The organism is Pseudomonas sp. E1BtOHC1, from assembly GCF_058744285.1.
The window spans coordinates 3,533,737-3,551,415 of record NZ_CP196023.1 but is presented as its reverse complement, the minus strand read 5'-3'; the positions used below and the strand labels follow the sequence as shown (position 1 = coordinate 3,551,415).

General features: G+C 65.6%; 19 protein-coding genes. 9 read left to right on the top strand and 10 right to left on the bottom strand.

The annotated features are described in order from the left end of the window. Nucleotide 1: 1 nt before the first annotated feature. Nucleotides 2-1,054 (bottom strand): hypothetical protein, encoded by a 1,053-nt coding sequence (locus ACSSVC_RS16395; protein WP_492611006.1) that lies wholly within the window; start codon nt 1,052-1,054, stop codon nt 2-4. A gap of 205 nt (nt 1,055-1,259) precedes the next feature. Here ACSSVC_RS16395 and ACSSVC_RS16390 point away from each other — a divergent pair, with 205 nt between their 5' ends. Beyond that, the gene (locus ACSSVC_RS16390) at nt 1,260-1,634 is read left to right on the top strand and encodes a DUF2784 domain-containing protein (protein WP_346635737.1); all 375 of its coding nucleotides are present in this window, start codon (nt 1,260-1,262) and stop codon (nt 1,632-1,634) included. A gap of 145 nt (nt 1,635-1,779) precedes the next feature. Then, the gene (locus ACSSVC_RS16385; protein WP_346635736.1) at nt 1,780-2,496 is read left to right on the top strand and encodes a TetR/AcrR family transcriptional regulator; all 717 of its coding nucleotides are present in this window, start codon (nt 1,780-1,782) and stop codon (nt 2,494-2,496) included. On the opposite strand, the gene ACSSVC_RS16380 is transcribed toward ACSSVC_RS16385, so the two are convergent. Both ACSSVC_RS16380 and ACSSVC_RS16375 read right to left on the bottom strand, forming a co-directional pair. Further along, nucleotides 2,493-3,302, bottom strand: a complete 810-nt coding sequence (locus ACSSVC_RS16380) for a helix-turn-helix domain-containing protein (protein ID WP_492611005.1) — start codon at nt 3,300-3,302, stop codon at nt 2,493-2,495. The genes ACSSVC_RS16385 and ACSSVC_RS16380 overlap by 4 nt on opposite strands. A 44-nt stretch (nt 3,303-3,346) precedes the next feature. Beyond that, complete coding sequence (locus ACSSVC_RS16375) at nt 3,347-3,805, bottom strand: GNAT family N-acetyltransferase (RefSeq protein ID WP_346635734.1); 459 nt, start codon at nt 3,803-3,805, stop codon at nt 3,347-3,349. A gap of 148 nt (nt 3,806-3,953) precedes the next feature. On the opposite strand from ACSSVC_RS16375, the gene ACSSVC_RS16370 reads away from it, so the two are divergent. Next, nucleotides 3,954-4,343 (top strand): DUF6713 family protein, encoded by a 390-nt coding sequence (locus tag ACSSVC_RS16370; RefSeq protein WP_492611004.1) that lies wholly within the window; start codon nt 3,954-3,956, stop codon nt 4,341-4,343. Between the two features lie 24 nt (nt 4,344-4,367). Next, nucleotides 4,368-4,688, top strand: a complete 321-nt coding sequence (locus ACSSVC_RS16365) for a DUF2834 domain-containing protein (protein ID WP_346635732.1) — start codon at nt 4,368-4,370, stop codon at nt 4,686-4,688. A 12-nt stretch (nt 4,689-4,700) separates the two neighbouring features. Here the strand turns inward: ACSSVC_RS16365 and ACSSVC_RS16360 are convergent, their stop codons facing one another. Together ACSSVC_RS16360 and acuI are read right to left on the bottom strand one after the other, a co-directional pair. Beyond that, nucleotides 4,701-6,056, bottom strand: coding sequence for an MATE family efflux transporter (locus ACSSVC_RS16360; RefSeq protein ID WP_346635731.1), 1,356 nt, complete (start codon nt 6,054-6,056; stop codon nt 4,701-4,703). 136 nt (nt 6,057-6,192) lie between these two features. Next, entirely contained in the window at nt 6,193-7,176 is a 984-nt protein-coding gene (acuI, locus tag ACSSVC_RS16355; RefSeq protein WP_446440028.1) for an acrylyl-CoA reductase (NADPH), read from the bottom strand. 347 nt (nt 7,177-7,523) lie between these two features. Between acuI and ACSSVC_RS16350 the strand changes: the two genes are divergently transcribed. From ACSSVC_RS16350 to ACSSVC_RS16340, 3 genes are read left to right on the top strand one after another with little or no spacing between them, the layout of a single operon-like run. After that, entirely contained in the window at nt 7,524-8,459 is a 936-nt protein-coding gene (locus ACSSVC_RS16350; RefSeq protein ID WP_446440027.1) for an ankyrin repeat domain-containing protein, read from the top strand. 47 nt (nt 8,460-8,506) lie between these two features. After that, nucleotides 8,507-8,953, top strand: coding sequence for a DUF7832 domain-containing protein (locus ACSSVC_RS16345; RefSeq protein ID WP_404939399.1), 447 nt, complete (start codon nt 8,507-8,509; stop codon nt 8,951-8,953). Nucleotides 8,954-9,011: 58 nt separating this feature from the next. Further along, entirely contained in the window at nt 9,012-9,953 is a 942-nt protein-coding gene (locus tag ACSSVC_RS16340) for a class I SAM-dependent methyltransferase (protein WP_346635727.1), read from the top strand. 1,024 nt (nt 9,954-10,977) lie between these two features. Here the strand turns inward: ACSSVC_RS16340 and ACSSVC_RS16335 are convergent. From ACSSVC_RS16335 to ACSSVC_RS16315, 5 genes are all read right to left on the bottom strand, one after another. Continuing rightward, nucleotides 10,978-11,436, bottom strand: coding sequence for a GNAT family N-acetyltransferase (locus ACSSVC_RS16335; protein ID WP_346636125.1), 459 nt, complete (start codon nt 11,434-11,436; stop codon nt 10,978-10,980). 137 nt (nt 11,437-11,573) lie between these two features. Further along, nucleotides 11,574-12,692, bottom strand: a complete 1,119-nt coding sequence (locus tag ACSSVC_RS16330) for an agmatine deiminase family protein (RefSeq protein WP_492611003.1) — start codon at nt 12,690-12,692, stop codon at nt 11,574-11,576. A 147-nt stretch (nt 12,693-12,839) separates the two neighbouring features. After that, entirely contained in the window at nt 12,840-13,961 is a 1,122-nt protein-coding gene (locus ACSSVC_RS16325) for an extracellular solute-binding protein (protein WP_492611002.1), read from the bottom strand. Between the two features lies 1 nt (nt 13,962). Continuing rightward, entirely contained in the window at nt 13,963-14,871 is a 909-nt protein-coding gene (gene aguB / locus ACSSVC_RS16320) for an N-carbamoylputrescine amidase (protein WP_346636122.1), read from the bottom strand. Beyond that, entirely contained in the window at nt 14,868-15,926 is a 1,059-nt protein-coding gene (locus tag ACSSVC_RS16315; RefSeq protein WP_446440024.1) for an agmatine deiminase family protein, read from the bottom strand. The genes aguB and ACSSVC_RS16315 overlap by 4 nt, the downstream gene beginning before the upstream one ends. A 137-nt stretch (nt 15,927-16,063) precedes the next feature. Between ACSSVC_RS16315 and ACSSVC_RS16310 the strand changes: the two genes are divergently transcribed. Beyond that, the gene (locus ACSSVC_RS16310; protein WP_492611001.1) at nt 16,064-16,933 is read left to right on the top strand and encodes a LysR family transcriptional regulator; all 870 of its coding nucleotides are present in this window, start codon (nt 16,064-16,066) and stop codon (nt 16,931-16,933) included. Between the two features lie 149 nt (nt 16,934-17,082). Beyond that, complete coding sequence (locus ACSSVC_RS16305; protein ID WP_492612570.1) at nt 17,083-17,658, top strand: LysE family translocator; 576 nt, start codon at nt 17,083-17,085, stop codon at nt 17,656-17,658. Nucleotides 17,659-17,679 lie beyond the last annotated feature (21 nt).

Below are 17,679 nucleotides of genomic sequence, written 5' to 3'. Positions count from 1 at the left end.
TTCACGGGCTCCAGCCGGGGCCCTGCTCCACCAGAGGTGGCGGCGCTTGCAACTGCGCCTCAATCTGCCGCGCCAGGTAATACACCCCGGCCATGACCCCGTGCTCAGGGTCATGCAACTGCTTGAGCCAGGCCTGATCGAAGGCCGTGCCCAGGTCGCGGCGGGTCTGCGCCTGCAGATCCTCGCGCTCATTGTTCTGGACCAGGGCCCGTACTCCCGCCACACCCACGGAAATCAGCGCTCCGGCCACCCGCCCCACCGCGGCGGCCACAGCACCGGCCACACCGCGACTGGCGAACTGCGCCTGAAGTTTCTCACTGGTGACCTGGGCCACCTGGGACACACCCGGCGCAGCAGCCCCCGGGGCGGTCGCCGGCCCGGCATGAATCTGCTGCAACAGCGGCCCATAGGCCGGCAGACGGGCCACCGGCTCCACCTGCAGCAGTTGCTGCAGCGAAGCGCGCTGGCCGGCCTGGGGCCCAAGATCGATGGCGATGATCCGTGCCAGATGCTGATCCAGCTGCGGCGCGGGCAACTGATGACGCGCGGTGCTGAGCTCCACCTGCTGACGCAGCAACTGCACATAGAACTCCATGGCCTCGCCGGTAATGCCATCGGCATCGATCTCCAGCGCCACCGGTGCCAGGACCCGCTGCTGATACTGCTCCTGCAGGTAACCGGCCAGACGCCTGGATGCCTGTGCCTCATCGCCCCGGCTGTTCAACGAATACCAGCCGACCTTGAGCGACAGCCACTCCTGGGTCCAGTAGCCACTGAACCAGGGAATGAAGTTTTCCTCGGTCTGCTGATAGATCCGTGTGCGCCAATGCTCCATGGAGCCCTGGGCATAGACTTCAGCCTGCAGAGTGGCAGAGCGGGAGGCGTCCAGCAGTTCACCCTCCACCTGACGCCAGACGGCCGGACTGACCGGCGCCGGAGCGACGGGTTGCGCGACACGGCTGGCGCAGCCGGGAAGGAGCAATACCAGCACCGCCAGCCCCAGGCTGAACAACCAGGACCTGCGGCGATGGCAGCGCAGCGCCAGTGAGCACAAGGCACGTCCCTCCCTGAAAGGCAAGGCAAGGCAAGGCCAGGCTCGAAAGACCGGCCTGGCCTACTTGCAGTATAGGTAGCGCCACTGCGACGTCCGGGGCGTTTTGCCAGGCGCTCGCGCGATGGTCACCCACGACGCCTCCGGCATCGGTATATTGCCCGGGGCGCCCGCGCCACGGACCTGCCTCCCCCAACAAGGAACCTTCATGCTCTACCGCATCGCCGCTGACAGCCTGGTGCTGTTTCACCTGTCATTCATCGTCTTCGTGCTGCTGGGAGGCCTGCTGGTGCTGCGCCATCCACGGCTGATGCTGCTGCACCTGCCCGCCGCGGCCTGGGGTGTGGCGGTGGAAGTCTTGCACCTGGAATGCCCGCTGACCCGCTGGGAAAACCTGTTGCGCCACGCGGCCGGCCAGGATGGCTACGGGGCCGGGTTCATCGAGCACTACCTGATCCCACTGATCTACCCTGCCGGGCTGACGCCGGGCATCCAGCTCTGGCTGGGCAGCCTGGTACTGCTGATCAACCTTTCGGTCTACGGCTATCTGGCACGGCGCTGGAGCCGTACCCGCCACGCCTGAAGCCTCCCCCCTGCTTACCGGAGCGGTCAGCCCGCTCCGGCCTTGCCCTTCCCCCCTCGTCATCCCTGATAGCAGCGGTGGAGCCTGACGCAGAGATTTCGCTATATACTTTTGTATATTGCGAATTCGCACCACGAGACGCCCCATGCATCGACCCTCACCCAGCATCGATACCCCCGCCCCGCAGCCCCCGGGACAGCCTCCGGCCGCCCGCGAGCGGCGCTCCCGATCACGCCACCGCCAGCTGATTCTCGATGCCGCCCGCAACGAATTCGCCGCCCGGGGCTTCAGTGCCTGCCAGACCCTGGATATCGCCCTGCGCGCCGGAGTGCCCAAGGCCAATCTCTATTACTACTTCCACACCAAGGAAAATCTCTACGCCGAAGTCCTGCAGCCCTTGCTGGAACCCTTGCGTCAGGCTTCGCTGCTGCTGCACGAGGACGCCGATCCCGGACCGGCCCTCCAGGCCTATATCGAAGCCAGGATGCACATCGTCCAGGGGTTTCCCCTGCGCTCGAAGATTCTCTGCAGTGAGCTGCTGCATGGCGCGCAACAGCTGCCGGTCACCTGGCGCGAAAGCCTGGAGACACAGAATCGCCGTGAAATCGCCTGCCTGCGCAACTGGGCCGAACGAGGCCTGATAGCCGCCGTCGACCCGGCGCACCTGTTGCTGTTCATCGGCGCGGCGACCCAGACCTATCCCACCCTCGGCTGGCAGATCGCCCTGCTCAACGGCGGTGATGAGGCGGTTGCCGCGGACTTCCAGGCCGTCGCCAGCACCCTGACTCGAATGGTCCTGGCCGGCGCACTGCCGACGGCGCCCCACAGCCCCGGCCAATCGGCCCGTGCCTTGGCGATCTAGGACGGATCGGCCTCGCAGGCCTGGGTCAAGGCCTGCCAGGTGGCCTGATCGGCGGGGATCAAGTGCTCGATGCGCAATGACGCCACAGTGATGTCCTGGGGCATGCCGAAGGTGGTGAAGGTGGAGAGAAAACGCAGCTCGCCCCTGGGCCCGCGCACCCGGGTCAGCAGCAACGGCGTGCTCAGGCTTGCGGCACCCGCCAACTCGCCGGGGAACGGCAGGCTCGCCAGCAGCGCCGCCAGCCCCGGCTGTTGCGCCGCTTCCCGGGCCGCCCGCTGCCAAGCCACCTGACGGATCTCCTCGGCGTTGATCAGACAGTCACCAAAACCACCGGGCAGCAGCAGGCTCGCCAACAGATTGAAGCCTTGCTCCAGCGCCGTCGGTGGCAGCCCCAAAAGCCCGAACAAGACCGCGGTGGCGCGGTTGGCGGCCAGTACCTGCCAGCCGCTGTCGATGACAATGGCCGGCGCCGGGTTGTTGGCCTGGAGCAGGTGCATCAGCGCCGCGCGTACCGACTCCAGGCCCGGATCGCTCAACGGCAAGGCGGCATAACGGGGGGCGTAGCCGGCGGCGAGATACACCCGATTGCGTGTTTCCAGCGGAGTATCCAGAGTGCTCAGCACACTGTGCAGCAGCGCCGGGCTGGGCTGCGCCCGGCCCGTCTCGACACAGCTCAGATGCCGTTGCGACATGCCCGCCTGCAACGCCAGGTCCAGCTGGCTCAAGCGTGCCTGCCGCCGCAGCTGGCGTAGCTGCGCGCCGACCGACAGCGCTGGCGCGGGAACGCGTTCAAGGGGTTCGAGCATCGGGTTTGGTCATCCTTTGGGTGGAGTAGCCGCTGGGGCGCGGCTCAGCGAACAGCCTTGAAAAAGATCAGTTCAGGATCGTTCTCGTCCAGGTTCTCGACCACCCCGCTGGGGCGGAAACCGGCCTTGGCCAGCAACCCCTGGGCCGCCAGATTGGAACGGTTGGTGGAGGTGAACAGCTTGCTCGTCCGACAAGCCTTCTCGGCGGCAACGAGCAGCCGTTGTGCCACACCCTGACGCTGCTGCCCGGGCGCCACAACCACCAGGGAGACAAACCCCTGATCGAAAAAATCATGATTGAGCAACACATAGCCAGCGATCCTGTCGCACACCACTTCGACCCACAGCTGGCCCCGCCCGACCGCCTCGCCAAGCGCCTGGCCGCGGCTGGCATGGGATTGTGCGTAGGCATCAAAGCCGAGCATGGCCGGCACATCGTCGAGCCGTGCCTCACGGATCAACCTTGGGGTGCCTGGCTCAGGAGCCTGTTCGTTGTCGCTCATCGCTACCCATTCCTTGAAGGTGATTGTCGTCCTGTGTCGCCCAGCTGAGCGCTTGTGCGCCACGCCTGTCTATGACCTGGGAGGTCATTGAGTGGCCCGGGGGTTGCCACTTAGCCTGTTCGCTCCCCGTAGTTCAAGGAGTTTAACGGTGAGAAAAACCCTCTGGCGCCTATGCCTGGCCTTGTTCGCCGGCCATGAACTGGACGCCGTGGCCCAAGCTGAGTGGCGCCTGCTGTATGGCTTGCGCGACCTTGACCCAGCGCTTGGCCAGCAGTGGTTCATTGCGCTGCATGTACCGCTGTGCACCGCGCTGATGTGGCTGGCCGGGCACCCGCGCCAGGCCATACGACGCAACAGTCGGCAACTGCTGGCCGCCTTTGCGGTGGTCCATGCCGGGCTGCATTACAACATTCAGCAGCACCCGCTGTATCTCTTCGACTCGCTGCTCTCGCAAACGCTGATCGTCGCCTGCGCCGCCACCGGCCTGCTCTACCTGATGCTGGACCTGGGCCGGCAACGCTCGCCGTGCCGCGACTGACTCCCTCACCACTAGGAACCCGCCATGCCCCGTCCCTATCTTGCTCTGCTGGCCCTGCTGGCCTTCAGTGCCTATACCCTGTTCACCCTGCTCCAGGCACAGCAGTCGCTGCTGCAATTCGGTGTGCAACTGCTGTCGCAAGCCGACACCGCGCAGGTGGTCATCGACCTGTACCTGATGGCGCTGCTGGCTGGACTGTGGATGCTGCGAGACGCCCGGGCCCGCGGACGCTCGGCGCTGTCGGTGCTGCCCTACCTGCTGCTGACGGCGCTCTTCGTCTCCATCGGGCCGTTGCTGTACATCGTGGTCAACGGCTTTGGCCGCGGCTCGCCCCGCAGCGCCTGAGCGGCGACGGCCTCAGATCAGCCGCTGGATCTGCTTGTGCCGCCAGACCAGCTTGAAGTAGCCGGTCTGCAGCACCAGCATGGTCAGGTAGGCCACCGGGAACGCCATCCACACCCCTTGCAGGCCGAAGTGCGCGTCCAGCAGATAGGCCATCGGCACCTGCACCCCGAGGATGCAGAAAATCGAGATCGCCACCGGCATCAGCACCGTGCCGCTGGCGCGCATGATGCCGCCCACCACCGCCTGGAAGCCGAACACCAGAATGCTCCAGAGCATGATGTGCAGCAGGTGTTCGGCCTGCACCAGGGCTGCCGGGTCGATGATGAACAGCCCCAGCAGCCAGTGGGAAATCAGGTAGCCCAGCAACACCAGGGCCCCGGTCAGACACAGGTTGATCGCCAGCCCCGTGCGCAGGATCGGGGTGATGCGCTCCAGGCGCCCGGCGCCAATGGCCTGGGCTCCGAGGATCGACGCGGTGATGGCGATCGACAATGCCGGGAACTGCACATAGTTGACGATCTGGGTCACCGCACCGTAGGCCGCCGTGGCCTGGGAACCGTGGCGGTTGACCAGGGCCAGGATCACCAGTTCGGAGAGTGAGATCACCACCATCTGCACCCCGGTGGGCAGGCCGATGCGCAGCACCTTGGCGAGAATCGCCCGGTCCAGCTTCATCGCCGCGAACAACGTCCGGTCCGGGGCCAGGGGATGGGCCCGGCCACTCAAGCGCCAGACCAGAAAACCCATGGCCAGAATGTTGCCCACCAGCCCGGCGAACGCCGCGCTCTGGATGCCCATGGGTGGCAGGCCCAGCCAACCGCGAATCAGCGCCGGGGTCAGGAGCAGGCCCACCAGGGTCGAAACGATCAGCGCCAGCAGCGGCGACAGGGTATCGCTGACACCCCGCAGCAACTGAGTGAAGAGCACGAACACCAGCAGCAGCGGCATGATCAGCATCATCACCCGGGCATAGCCCACCGCATCGTCCAGCACATCCAGGGGCGTGCCCAGCCCCTGCAACGCCGGCCGCGCAAACAGCATGCCCAGCACTGCCCCCAGCAACCCGATCAACGCGCCGAGCAACAGGGTGCTACCGGCCACCGCCTTGACCGTGCCCAGCTCCCGGGCGCCCCAGGCCTGGCCGATCAGCACCGAGGCCCCCGCGCCCAGGCCGATCACCAGGGCAATGAAAAAGAACACGATGGGGAACATCCCCGACACCGCGGCCAGGGCCTGGGTCCCCAGCATCTGCCCGATGTAGATGCCGTTGAGGGTGCCGGAGAACGACTGCAGGAAGTTCGACAACACCATGGGCAGCAGGAAGATCAGGTACACCTGCCAGAGCGGCCGCTGAACGGGAATCGACATGGAACAGGCAACCTCGGATCAAGAGGACGAAGGGCCGCGAAGCAGCCCCGTGGCACGGGGCTCGCGTCGGTCCTGGAAGGTGCAGCAACGAAGGCCGCTCGCGGCGTTCCGGCAGCGCAGCGGCCCGAGGTTTATATCAGTGGTTGACGTCCACCACCACCCGCCCGCGGACCTTGCCTTCGAGCAGTTCACGGGCGACGGTCAACGCCTCTTCCAAGCCCACTTCGCGGGTGATTCGCTGCAGATGCTGCTGGTCCACCTCGGCAGCCAGGCGCTCCCAGGCATGCACCCGCTCGTGGTAGGGACGGGTCACGCTGTTGATCCCCAGCAAGCTCACACCACGCAGAATGAAGGGCGCCACCGAGGCCGGAAAATCCATGCCCTGGGCCAACCCGCAGGCGGCCACCAGGCCATCGGCGGCGGTGCCGGCACAGACGTTGGCCAGGGTGTGGCTACCCACCGAATCGATGGCCGCCGCCCAGCGTTCCTTGGCCAGCGGGCGCCCTGGCTCGGACAGTTCGGCACGCTCGATGATACGGCTGGCCCCCAGCGCCTTGAGGTAGTCGGCCTCTTCCGGCCGCCCGGTGGCGGCGATCACCGAGTAGCCCAGGCGCGACAGCAAGCTGATGGCAAAGCTGCCAACGCCGCCGCTGGCGCCGGTGACCAGCACCTCGCCGTGCTCGGGGGTCAGGCCGCTGCGTTCCAGGGCGATCAGGCACAGCATGGCGGTGTAGCCGGCAGTGCCGATGGCCATGGCCTGGCGCGCGCTGAAGGCTTCGGGCAGGTGGATCAGCCAGTCCCCCTGCAACCGGGCCTTCTGCGCCAGCCCGCCCCAATGGCTCTCGCCCACGCCCCAGCCATTGAGCAGCACCTGCTCCCCCGGGCGAAAGCGCGGATGGCTGCTGGCTTCGACGGTGCCTGCCAGGTCGATTCCGGGGACCATGGGAAACTGCCGCACCACCGGGCTCTTGCCAGTGATCGCCAGGGCGTCCTTGTAGTTCAGGGTGCTGTAGGCCACCCGCACCGTGACATCGCCTTCAGGCAGTTGCGCCTCCTGCAGTTCGCTCAGATGGGCGCGATAAGCTGCTGTGTCTTTGTCGATCACAATGGCCTTGAACATCTTGGACTCCTGTTGGCAAGGGAGGCTGCAGCGCTGGCTGCAACGGCGTAGAGCGCGAACGCGCCATCCTACGCAAGCCTTCGGAAGGCGTCCATGAACACCCCGCCCGCCTCAGGATGGCTCCGGTGGCCGGGCCGGCGCTGCCTGTCATTGATCGCCCCTGACCCCGGTCCCGGCCAGCGAAGCTCGAAATGGCCCGGGCCGCACCCAGCGTCCCGTATCGCAGCGTAGCCCGGCGCGACTGCCCTGCCAGATCGGCGGTGAGGGGCGTATCGGGCGTGGCAAAAACGGCGCGTGGAGCGTTACCATGCCGCGGGTTTCTACCCTGACCGAACGGATTCTCGACCTTGTCTCACCTACTGGAAAAAGCCGCCGCACGCGGCGATCTCGCGGCCCTCGAGCGTCTCCTTGATGCTGGCGCGGACCTTGAATGGCAGCACAAGGGCACCGGCCGCACGGCCCTTTTGACCGCCACTATTGCCGGGCACCGGCCGGCCGTGGCGCTGCTGCTGGCCCGTGGTGCAAATGTCCAGCAACCGTGCAAGGCCCTGGGCTACAGCCCCCTGGCCTGGGCCGCCAGCCATGGCGATAGCGCCATGGCCGAGTTGCTGATCGCCCATGGCGCAGCGCTCGAACACGCCAGCCCCGAACTGCAACGCACTGCGCTGATGAACGCCGCCCAGGACGGGCACGAGGCAATGGTGACCTTGCTGCTCAAAGCCGGCGCCGATCCCCTGCGCCTGGACTTCCAGCAACGCAATGCCTGGTCCCTGGCCGAAGAGAAGGGCCATACCCAGATCATGCAACAGCTGGTGCAGGCCGGTGCCGGGGCGCCGCCAGCGTCCGCACCGGCCCCTTCCCTGCCCTGGCCGCCACTGGCGCCTGGCAATGACAACAGTGGCGATCCGGTCACCCAGGTGCGGGCCTATACCCTGGCCCTGGAGGCCTGGGAACAGCGGGGCAATGCCCTCGGTCACGAGGCTGTCGACGCCGCCTTCTGGGCTGAACCGCAACAGCTTCTCGAGCGTTTCTGCACCCTGCGGCCGCGGGCCTATCCCCGAGCCTCCTACGGTTACCCCACAACCTACTCCGAGGCCGACGAACTCCTGGGCTGTCAGCTGCTCAAGCCCGCCCAGGCCGAAGTGCTGGTGCGTGATCCGGCCTCCCGGGCGCTGTGCTACGAGCATCGTTTCCTGGTCAAACGGGTCGCGGGGCAATGGCGCATCGACAGCGTCAAGCGGCGCCTGGCCGGCACCGCGCAATGGACCAACGCCATTCTTTGACGCCCCTGCAACTTGCACGCCCCTCTCACCTTTCAGGACCTGCCCCCATGAAATACGACGACGCCTCCTGGCACTACGGTGGCGACTTCCCCGCCGACCTGCCCACCACGGCCGGAGCCACCCACATCGGCCTGTTCCTGGCCTGGATGTTGATCAATGACTTTGCCAGCGAGGAGTTGCTGGACGATGTCGAGGAGGAGATTGGCCAAGTCCAGGCCCGCACCCTCGATGGCCGCGAGTTCCTGTTGCGGATACTGGATGAAAAGCTCAGCGACGGCGATTTCAACGACGAAGGCAATGCCTTTGCCCTGGCCTACTACAAAGGGCGGGACAGCGGTCGGTTTTCCAGCGACTACGAACAGATCCTGGCCCCCGAGCCCGGCACCATCTACCGGGTGGAAAACAGCTGGAGCAACTACGACCGGCTGGCATCGGTGATGGACCAGCGACTGGCGCACTGGCGCACCATGGGGCGACCACAGTACATCGACTGAGCACCGGATGCCGGCAATTGTGGTTAAATGCCGCCCCCGAAAATCGCCGGTTCCCGTGATGACCCCTCAAGCCCTCGCCACCCTCAACCAGCACCTGCTCATTGCCCTGGCCGCCGCCCCCGCCGAAACCCGGCGCCTGTTCCATGGCCGTGGTCGCTGCTGGCCGGGGTTGGAGCAACTGACCGTGGATTGGCTGCAAGGGGTATTGCTGGTGTCCCTGTTCAAGGCGCCGGAGCCTGAACAGCTCGCGGCCCTCAAGCTGCTGCTGGTGGAGCTGGGCGACACTGCGCAATGGACCGCCTGCGGCGCCCGCAGCCTGATGCTGCAACACCGCTACCTGCCCGACAGCCATGGCGAATGGCTGCTGGGGCAGCCGGTGGACTTCTGCACCATCACCGAGGAAGGCCTGCGCTACCAAGTGGACCTGGGCAGCAAACAGAACAACGGACTGTTCCTCGACATGCGCTACGGGCGCAACTGGGTCCGGGCCCAGGCCCGGGGCCAGAACGTGCTCAACCTGTTCGCCTACACCTGCGGCTTCTCGGTAGCGGCGATCGCCGGCGGTGCCGAGCGGGTAGTCAACCTCGACATGTCCCGAGCGGCCCTGAGCCGCGGCCGCGACAACCACCGGCTCAATGGCCACGACACCAGCCGAGTGAGCTTTCTTGGCCATGACTTGTTCAAGTCCTGGAGCAAGGTCAAGCAAGGGGGTCCTTACGATCTGGTGATCATTGATCCGCCGTCGTTCCAGAAAGGCAGCTTTGTCCTGAGCAAGGACTATGCCCGTGTGCTGCGGCGCCTGCCGGAACTGCTGACCGCCAACGGCTGCGTACTGGCCTGCATGAACGACCCGGCGTTTGCCGTGGAGTTTCTGCTGGAGGGCGTGGCCGAGGCCGCGCCGGGGCTGCGCTTTGAACAGCGGCTGGAGAACCCGCCGGAGTTTCCCGATGCCGATCCGCAGTGTGGGCTCAAGGCGCTGGTGTTTCGTCAGGGGGAATAGAGCGGCCATCGCTGCTGGGAAGGGTGATGTATCCGTGGCTGCGGATGCGGCTGCTTAGGGTTTTGCCCTTACGGCGAGGCTGGCGGGGTACATATCCGTTGCTGCGGTAACGGCCGCTGACGGTTTCGCCCTTACGGCGAGTCACTTTTACCAAACGCCGGAGTGCCGGCCCAGCGAAAAGTAACCAAAAGGTCTTGCCCCTCCATGGGCCCCTCGCTGGAGCTCGGGGTGCCCTCTCTCCGGCATTGCTCCGGGGGCCCGCCGCCACCCGGCCATCCATGGCCGGGTGGCGGCTAGCTCGGCATCCTTGCCGAGCTGCCCCCTACGCAACGCCTACGCTCGGCCGGCTGGGAAGGGGCCTGAAGATCAAGATCAAAAGCCAAGCGCGTGTTACGCGCTGTCCGTAGGAGCCGGCTTGCCGGCGAAGAGGCCCGTGAGACATGCAGCGCCTGGGCGGGCGCCTTCGCTGGCAAGCCAGCTCCTACAGCAGACAGATAGACCGTGCAGCTCACCGTAGGAGCCGGCTTGCCGGCGAAGAGGCCCGTGAGACATGTAGCGCCTGAGCGGACGCCTTCGCTGGCAAGCCAGCTCCTACAGAAACGCACCCACCCTTAGCTTCAGGCCGGCCGCAAGGCCGCCGTCGCGCTTTTGATTTTGATTTTGATCTGAGCGCCCCGTTAACCACGATGGCTGAACGCAGGCATTGAGCCGTGGGTAACCCGGCAGGACGCCGGGTTAGCCGCCACCCGGCCATGGATGGCCGGTGGCGGCGGCCCACGGATCAATGCCGGAGTGAGGGCATGCCGAGCCCCAGCGAGGCACCGAGTGGAGGGGCAAAGCGTTTTGCTTACTTTTGTCTGGGCCGGCATTCCGGATTTTCAAAAGTGAGCCGCTGTAAGAGCGGAACCGTAAGTAGTCGCACCCGCAGTACCGGATATGTCCCCCCCCGCTGTAAAAGCGCAACCCGAAGTGGCCACACCCGCATCACCGGATAGGTACCCACCCAGCAAAGCCCCCCTCCGCCTCACAACCCCATCCGATACTCAATGACCCCAGGCTTCTGCGCCACCCAGTCATACAACCTCTGCGCACGCTTGTTGCTCTCCTGGGTATGCCAGTACAACCGCCCGCACCGCTGTTCCCGGGCAAAGGCCTGGACCCACTCGATCAACAGTTTCCCCGCACCACTGCCCCGCACTGCCGGGGCTACATACAGATCCTCCAGATAACAGAAGTCGGTTATCGCCCAGGTCGAACGGTGCAACACCGAGTTGACGAAACCGATCAGCTCATCGCCCTGCACCGCCACTGCTGAAAACACCGGCTCCTGCGGATCGCAGAAACGCTCGAAGGCAAGCACGCTGACCTGCTCGTCCAGCGTCACCTGATAGAAGTCCTGATACGCCAGCCACAACTGCAACCACTGCTGATAATCGCCAGGCTGAATCGGCCGTATCGTCACCGCGTGTTGTTGAACATCCATTGCGCTCTCCTTTCGAAAACCCACACCAGGCTCAAGCCCTGGGTGGTGAGGAGCGCCAGCTTATGGCCTGAATGGAGGGTTTGATCAGTCCAGTTCAATCGTAAAGAGCAGACCACTTCTGCCGCCGTCTTCGAACCTCACACCTCGGGCTGCTGGTGGGTCACGCAGTGGATTCCCCCGCCTCCCGCCGCGATGGCGTCGATGTCCAACTGCACCACTTGCCGCCCGGGGTACAGGCTCTCCAGCAGGGCCAGGGCCTTGGCGTCCGCCGCCGGATCGCCGAACTGCGGGGAAATCACCGCGCCATTGATCACGAAGTAGTTGATGTAGCCCGCGGCAAAATCGTCGTTGCCCCGGCTGAAGCGCGTCTTGCGCGGGTTCAGCGGCGGCGACAGGGGGTGCACCTGCAGCTTGCGACCATCGGCATCGGTGGCATTGCGCAGGATCTCCAGGTGCTTGAGGGTCACCTGGTGGTCGTAGGAGTCCGGGTCGTTGTCGAGGTTGGCCACCACCACCCCGGGCCTGACGAAACGTGCATAGAAGTCGACATGGGCATCAGTGATGTCCCGGCCCTTGATCCCCGGCAGCCAGATGATCTTGCGCAAGCCGAGACAAGCCTTGAGTTCAGCCTCTACCTCAGCCTTGCTCCAGCCCGGATTGCGGTTGCCGTTGATCCAGCTGCTTTCGGTCATGATCCCGGTGCCGTGGCCGTCCACCTCGATACCGCCACCCTCGCCTACCAGCTCGCTGCGCAGGTACCGGGCATCGGCGGCGTCGGCCATTTGCCGCGCCAGCCGGGCATCCCGGGCGTGGCGCTGCTTGTTGCCCCAGCCATTGAAGTTGAAGTCCACCGCGCCCAGTTGGCCCTGGGAGTTGGTGACGAAGTTGGCGCCGATATCGCGCATCCAGATATCGTCCAGCTCGGTGATCACGTAGCTGACGTTGTGCGTCCCGCACAGTGTTTCGGCCAGGTCGCGCTCCTCTTCGCGGCAGAACAGGGTCAGGGGTTGATGGACGGCGATGGCCCGGGCGATGCGCCCCTGGGCTTGCTGGACATCAGAGGTGAAGTCTTCCCAGATCGCGTCCTGGGCGCCAAAGGCCATGAAGGCCCGCTGCTGGCGGTCGCCTTCGTCGGGCAGGTACCAGTCGTCCTGCTCCTGGGCTCGGGCTTGGCGGGAGCCCAGGCCCAGGCTGGTCATGGCGGCGATTCCGGCCAGCAGCGAGGCCTGTTTGATAAGTTCACGTCGGGTGGGCATGGGGCAATTCTCTGGGTGGGGTTTGCTGAAGGGGGTACAGAATCAGGCGAGGTGCTCACGGACGCCTTCGCGGGCAAGCCTGTTCCTACCCGGACATTGTAGGAGCCGGCTTGCCGGCGAACCGCACCGCGGCCTGCCGGCCTGGGTTCAGGGGGTTGGTGCTGTCGCTGTCTTGAACTTGGTCCAAGCGCGCATCCGGGCGCGCATGTCGGCCTGAGGGATGTCCCGGCCGGGGATCAGGCGTTCGAAGCTGGCTGGGTCCGGGTAGATGTCCGGGTTGTCGCGCATCTGCGGATCGACAGCGGGGCGGGCCTTGGCATTGGCCGTGGGATAGCCGGTGGAGTTGCTGATGGCCGCCATGTTCTCCGGGCGCATGACGAAGTTGATGAAGGCATAGGCGTACTCCGGGTGCCGGGCGTCCTTGGGGATCGCCATGGTGTCCATCCACACCGTGGTGCCTTCACGGGGGATGCGGTACTGGAAGTCGACCTTTTTCCCCGCGGCATCGGCAGCACGCTGGGCCTGGGTCATGTCGCCGCTGTAACCCAGGGACAGGCACAGATTGCCGTTGACCAGGTCGGTCACTGGCTGCGACTGGAACTTGCGGATGTAGGGCCGCAGCTTGCCCAGCAGTTCGCCGGCGGCCTGCAGATCCGCCGGCTTGGCGCTGCGGGGTTCGCGCCCAAGGTAGTTGAGCGCCACCGCCAGCACTTCATCCGGCGAGTCGATGACCGAGATCCCGCAGTCGGCAAACTTGCTCGCCAGTTCCGGCTTGAACAGCAGGTCCAGGCTGTTCACCGGAGCATTGGGCAGGCGCTCGGCGACCTGCTGTGCGTTGTAGGTCAAGCCGATGGTGCCCCAGGTGTAGGGCACCGTCGCCTGGCTGGCACGGGGGTACTGGGTACGCAGTCTTTGCAGACCCGGTTCGATGTCGTCCTGGCCGCTCAGCTTGCTCGGGTCCAGGGTCTGCAGGCTGCCGGCGCGCATCAGCCGTTCGGCCACGGTGTCGCCGGGGAAGATCAGGTCGTAGCCGCTGCCGCCCGTCATCAGCTTGGCCTCCAGCACTTCGCTGCCTTCCATGACGTCGTAGATCACCTTGATCCCGGTTTCGGCGGTAAAGCGACTCAGGGTATCGGCGGCGAAATAGTCGGCCCAGTTGTACAGGCGCAGGGTCTTGTCCTCGGCTTCGGCCCGGGCCTGGGTCGATACCAGGGTTGCGGCAAGCAACCAGCCGAGTGCCTGCAAGCGGGGTTTGCCAGTCGGTTGCATGTCATGCCTCCCGGGTATTCCAGTGGGGGTGGATGTGTTGTCCATCGAGGCTCAGCAGGGGTCGGTACATCTCCGGGCGCCGGTCACGGAAGATGCCCCAGGTGCGGCGCTCCTCGGCCATGGCCGCCAAGTCCAGGCTGTGCAACAGCACCCCATCGGTCGTACGGTCGGCCTCGGCCAGCAGGCGGCCCTTGTGATCGCAGATAAAGGAGGAACCATAGAAATCCATATGCAGCGCCGGATCGCTGGTGGCGACTTCGCGACCGATGCGGTTGGCCGCCACCACTGGCAGCAGATTGGCCGCAGCATGTCCGCGCATGGTCATCTGCCAGTGGTCCCGCGAGTCCAGGTCAGCCGCTCCCGGCTCGGTACCGATGGCCGTGGGAAACAGCAACACCTCGGCCCCTTGCAATGCGAGGCAACGGGCGGTCTCAGGGAACCACTGGTCCCAGCAGATGCCGATCCCCAGGCGCCCGAAAGCCGTGTCCCAGACGCGGAAACCGGTGTCGCCGGGGCTGAAGTAGTCCTTTTCCTGATAACCCACGGCGTTGGGAATATGGGTCTTGCGGTACACCCCCAACAGGCGCCCGTCGGCGTCGGCGACGCTGAGGGAATTGAAGTAGGCCGTACCGGCCCGCTCGAACCAGCTCAGGGGCAGTACCACCCCCAGCTCCCTGGCCAGGGCGGCGAAGCGCTTGAGTACCCGGCTGCCGGCATAGTCCTCGGCCAGGGCCAGGTGCTGGTGCTGTTGCTCGATGCAGAAGTACGGCGTGGCGAACAGTTCCTGCAGAAGGATGACCTGGGCACCTTGGGCCGCCGCTTCCCGCACCCGTTGTTCGGCGCGATCGAGGTTGCCCGGCAGGTCCCAGGTGCAAGGCATCTGGATGGTAGCGACGATCAACCGGCTCATGCCTGTACCTCCAGCGGCCACAGCGGCTGCTGCTGGGTGATGCAGTGCACGCCACCGCCGCCATGGGCCAGGTGGTTGATCCGTACCGGCACCACTTCCCGCCCGGGAAAAGCCCGGGCCAATACCTGGGCCGCCTCTTGGTCGGCGGCGATGCCGTAGGCCGGCATGATCACCGCGCCATTGGCCAGGTAGAAGTTGGTGTAGGACGCGCAGAACACCTCGGCCCGAGCGTCCACTGCGGCACTGGCCTCGAACAGCTCGATCAGCTCGAAGCGGCGCCCCTGGGCATCCCGCGCCAGCTCCAGGGCTCGACGGTTCTCGCGCACCACTTCGGCGTACACCGACTCCTGATCATGAGTAGCATCCACCAACAACACCGCCGGGCGCGCGAAGGCGCACACCCCGTCGACATGGCCGTCAGTCATGTCGCCGGTGACATGGTCCGGGTCCCCCGGGAGCCAGATGGTCTTCTGCACCCCCAGCAAACGACTGAAGACGTCCTCGATCTCGGCCTTGCTCAGGCCCGGGTTGCGATTGGGGTTGAGCAGCACCGACTCGGTGGTGATCAGGGTGCCCTCGCCGTCCACGTGGATGGCCCCGCCTTCGTTGGCCAGCGGGCTACCGAAACTGGGCAGCCCCAGCTCGTCCAGCAGGCGCCGGGCCAGGCTGCGATCCAGGTCGTGGGCCGACTTGTCGCCCCAGGCATTGAAGCGCCAACTGACCCCAGCCAGTCCCTGCTGCGGATGACAGATAAAGCTCGGCCCGGAGTCGCGGCACCAGCTGTCATTCACCGCCTGGGGAATCAGCTGGATATTGCCGCCGCACAGCGCGCGGGCACTGTCCAGGGCCGCCGGGTCCACCACCAGTTTCACCGGCTCGAAGCGGGCAATGGCCTTGGCCACCCGGGCGAAATCCGCCTGCACCTCGGCCAGGGTCACGCCCCAGACCGACTCCCACAGGGCCTGATTGTGGGGCCAGACCATCCAGGTCGCGGCGTGGGGCGCCCACTCGGCGGGCATTCTCCAACCCTGGGTTTGACTGTGATTGCTCGGCATGGGCACTGCACCTCTCAAGTAAGGTTTTGTTATCAATCGACCGACAGGGTCGAACCATGGCGCCCATGCTATGGCTTTGAAAAAACCTCAACAAACGATAGATTTAGCGCATTTCTGATCAGTCAGGCTTATCAATCATGTTAAAATACTGGCCTCCCCTGAATGCCTTGCGAGGCTTCGAAGCCGCGGCGCGCCTGGGCAGTTTTCACCAGGCCGCGCAAGAACTGCACCTCACCCAGTCGGCCATCAGCCAGCAGATCCGCAGCCTGGAAACCTTCCTCGAACAGCCGCTGTTCTACCGCAGCGGCCGCAGCGTCACCCTCACCGACGCCGGGCATGACCTGCGCAGCACCACCCAGTCGCTGCTGCAGCAACTGGCGGTAGGCATCCGCCGCCTCGAGCAGTACCGCAAGCCCAACCAGTTGGTGGTCAACACCAGCCCGGCCTTTGCCCGTCACTGGTTGCTGCCACGCCTGGGGGAGTTCCATCGCCTGCACCCCGAGGTGGACCTGTGGCTGTTCACCAGCTTCGAGCCGCCGGACATGAGCACCCAGACCATCGACCTGACCCTGCGCGATGACCTCAGCGCTCAGGCCGAGTGCAGCTACCTGGAGCTGTACCGCGACCGCCTGTACCCGGCCTGTCATCCGTCCCTGCTGGAGCAGCCCCGGGAGCTGCGCACCACCTTGCATGGCGAGCGGGAAATGGACTGGAGCCACTGGGTGGTGGAAGGCGGTGCGGACATCGGCCAGCGCAGCAACGGCCTGAACTTTTCCGATCCCGGGTTGCTACTGGACGCCGCCTGCTCCGGTCACGGGATCGCCCTGGTCAGCCAGTTGCTGGCGCAGCAGGCGCGCCGTCAGGACCTGCTGGTACCCCTGTGCGAACAGAGCGTGCGCGGCCCGACCTGGGCCTGGCTGGTTCATCGGGACAGCGAGAGCAGTGCGCTGACCCGAAGCTTCTGTGAGTGGTTGCAGGGAGCGCTGCAGCACGCGAACGAGGACTGAACGCCGACTTGCAAAACCGCTTTCCATTCCTGGCGGTAACCTCGGCCACGGTGGCGTCTTAAGCTGACGCCGGTGCAATCCGCACCGCCCTTGAGGAACCTTGCGTGCTACCTGTATCCGACATCAACTGGCCGCTGTGGCTGTCCACCATGCTGCCCATGGCCCTGAGCGCCGGACCCGGCAATCTGATGGTGGCCAGCTCCGGCGCCCAGAGCGGCGTGCGCCGCTCCCTGCGCTTTATTCTCGGGCTCGACCTGACCTATCTGCTGCTGGCCCTGCTGGTGGGGTTGGGGCTGTATCACAGCCTGGCGAACCAGCCGCAGTTGCTGTGGGGGCTGCGGGTCGCCGGCAGCCTGTACATTTTCTGGCTGGGCCTGCGCCTGTTGCTGCGGCCCTTGCGCAAGCCCGGCGAGGGCGCCGGGGCACTGCAGTTTCGTGACGGCGTGATACTGCAACTGGGCAATGTGCAGGGCCTGGTGATGCTGCTGGTGATGTTCTCCACCTTCAGCCCGGGCACCGATGCAGGTAGCGCCGTGGTGGCGCTGCTCAGCGTTGCATTGATCGCCGTGAATCTATTCGGGCACCTGCTCTGGGCCTGCCTGGGTGCAAGCCTGCAAGGACTGCTGCGCAGCCGGCCACGCTTGCTGCTGGCACAGAACGCCCTGTTTGGACTGATATTGATGACGGTGGCGATCTGGATCTTTCTGCGCCAGGGCACTGCCTGACCCGGGCCGAGGACGCGCCCC

What these genes read in the sequence shown, in the direction of transcription:
- ACSSVC_RS16375 (WP_346635734.1), bottom strand. Translation starts at nt 3,805, where the DNA reads ATGAGCGACAACGAACAGGCTCCTGAGCCAGGCACCCCAAGGTTGATC.
- ACSSVC_RS16330 (WP_492611003.1), bottom strand. Translation starts at nt 12,692, where the DNA reads ATGCCCACCCGACGTGAACTTATCAAACAGGCCTCGCTGCTGGCCGGA.
- ACSSVC_RS16315 (WP_446440024.1), bottom strand. Translation starts at nt 15,926, where the DNA reads ATGCCGAGCAATCACAGTCAAACCCAGGGTTGGAGAATGCCCGCCGAG.
- ACSSVC_RS16360 (WP_346635731.1), bottom strand. Translation starts at nt 6,056, where the DNA reads ATGTCGATTCCCGTTCAGCGGCCGCTCTGGCAGGTGTACCTGATCTTC.
- ACSSVC_RS16385 (WP_346635736.1), top strand. Translation starts at nt 1,780, where the DNA reads ATGCATCGACCCTCACCCAGCATCGATACCCCCGCCCCGCAGCCCCCG.
- ACSSVC_RS16335 (WP_346636125.1), bottom strand. Translation starts at nt 11,436, where the DNA reads ATGGATGTTCAACAACACGCGGTGACGATACGGCCGATTCAGCCTGGC.
- acuI (WP_446440028.1), bottom strand. Translation starts at nt 7,176, where the DNA reads ATGTTCAAGGCCATTGTGATCGACAAAGACACAGCAGCTTATCGCGCC.
- ACSSVC_RS16365 (WP_346635732.1), top strand. Translation starts at nt 4,368, where the DNA reads ATGCCCCGTCCCTATCTTGCTCTGCTGGCCCTGCTGGCCTTCAGTGCC.
- ACSSVC_RS16325 (WP_492611002.1), bottom strand. Translation starts at nt 13,961, where the DNA reads ATGCAACCGACTGGCAAACCCCGCTTGCAGGCACTCGGCTGGTTGCTT.
- ACSSVC_RS16390 (WP_346635737.1), top strand. Translation starts at nt 1,260, where the DNA reads ATGCTCTACCGCATCGCCGCTGACAGCCTGGTGCTGTTTCACCTGTCA.
- ACSSVC_RS16305 (WP_492612570.1), top strand. Translation starts at nt 17,083, where the DNA reads ATGCTGCCCATGGCCCTGAGCGCCGGACCCGGCAATCTGATGGTGGCC.
- ACSSVC_RS16340 (WP_346635727.1), top strand. Translation starts at nt 9,012, where the DNA reads ATGACCCCTCAAGCCCTCGCCACCCTCAACCAGCACCTGCTCATTGCC.
- aguB (WP_346636122.1), bottom strand. Translation starts at nt 14,871, where the DNA reads ATGAGCCGGTTGATCGTCGCTACCATCCAGATGCCTTGCACCTGGGAC.
- ACSSVC_RS16345 (WP_404939399.1), top strand. Translation starts at nt 8,507, where the DNA reads ATGAAATACGACGACGCCTCCTGGCACTACGGTGGCGACTTCCCCGCC.
- ACSSVC_RS16380 (WP_492611005.1), bottom strand. Translation starts at nt 3,302, where the DNA reads ATGCTCGAACCCCTTGAACGCGTTCCCGCGCCAGCGCTGTCGGTCGGC.
- ACSSVC_RS16310 (WP_492611001.1), top strand. Translation starts at nt 16,064, where the DNA reads ATGTTAAAATACTGGCCTCCCCTGAATGCCTTGCGAGGCTTCGAAGCC.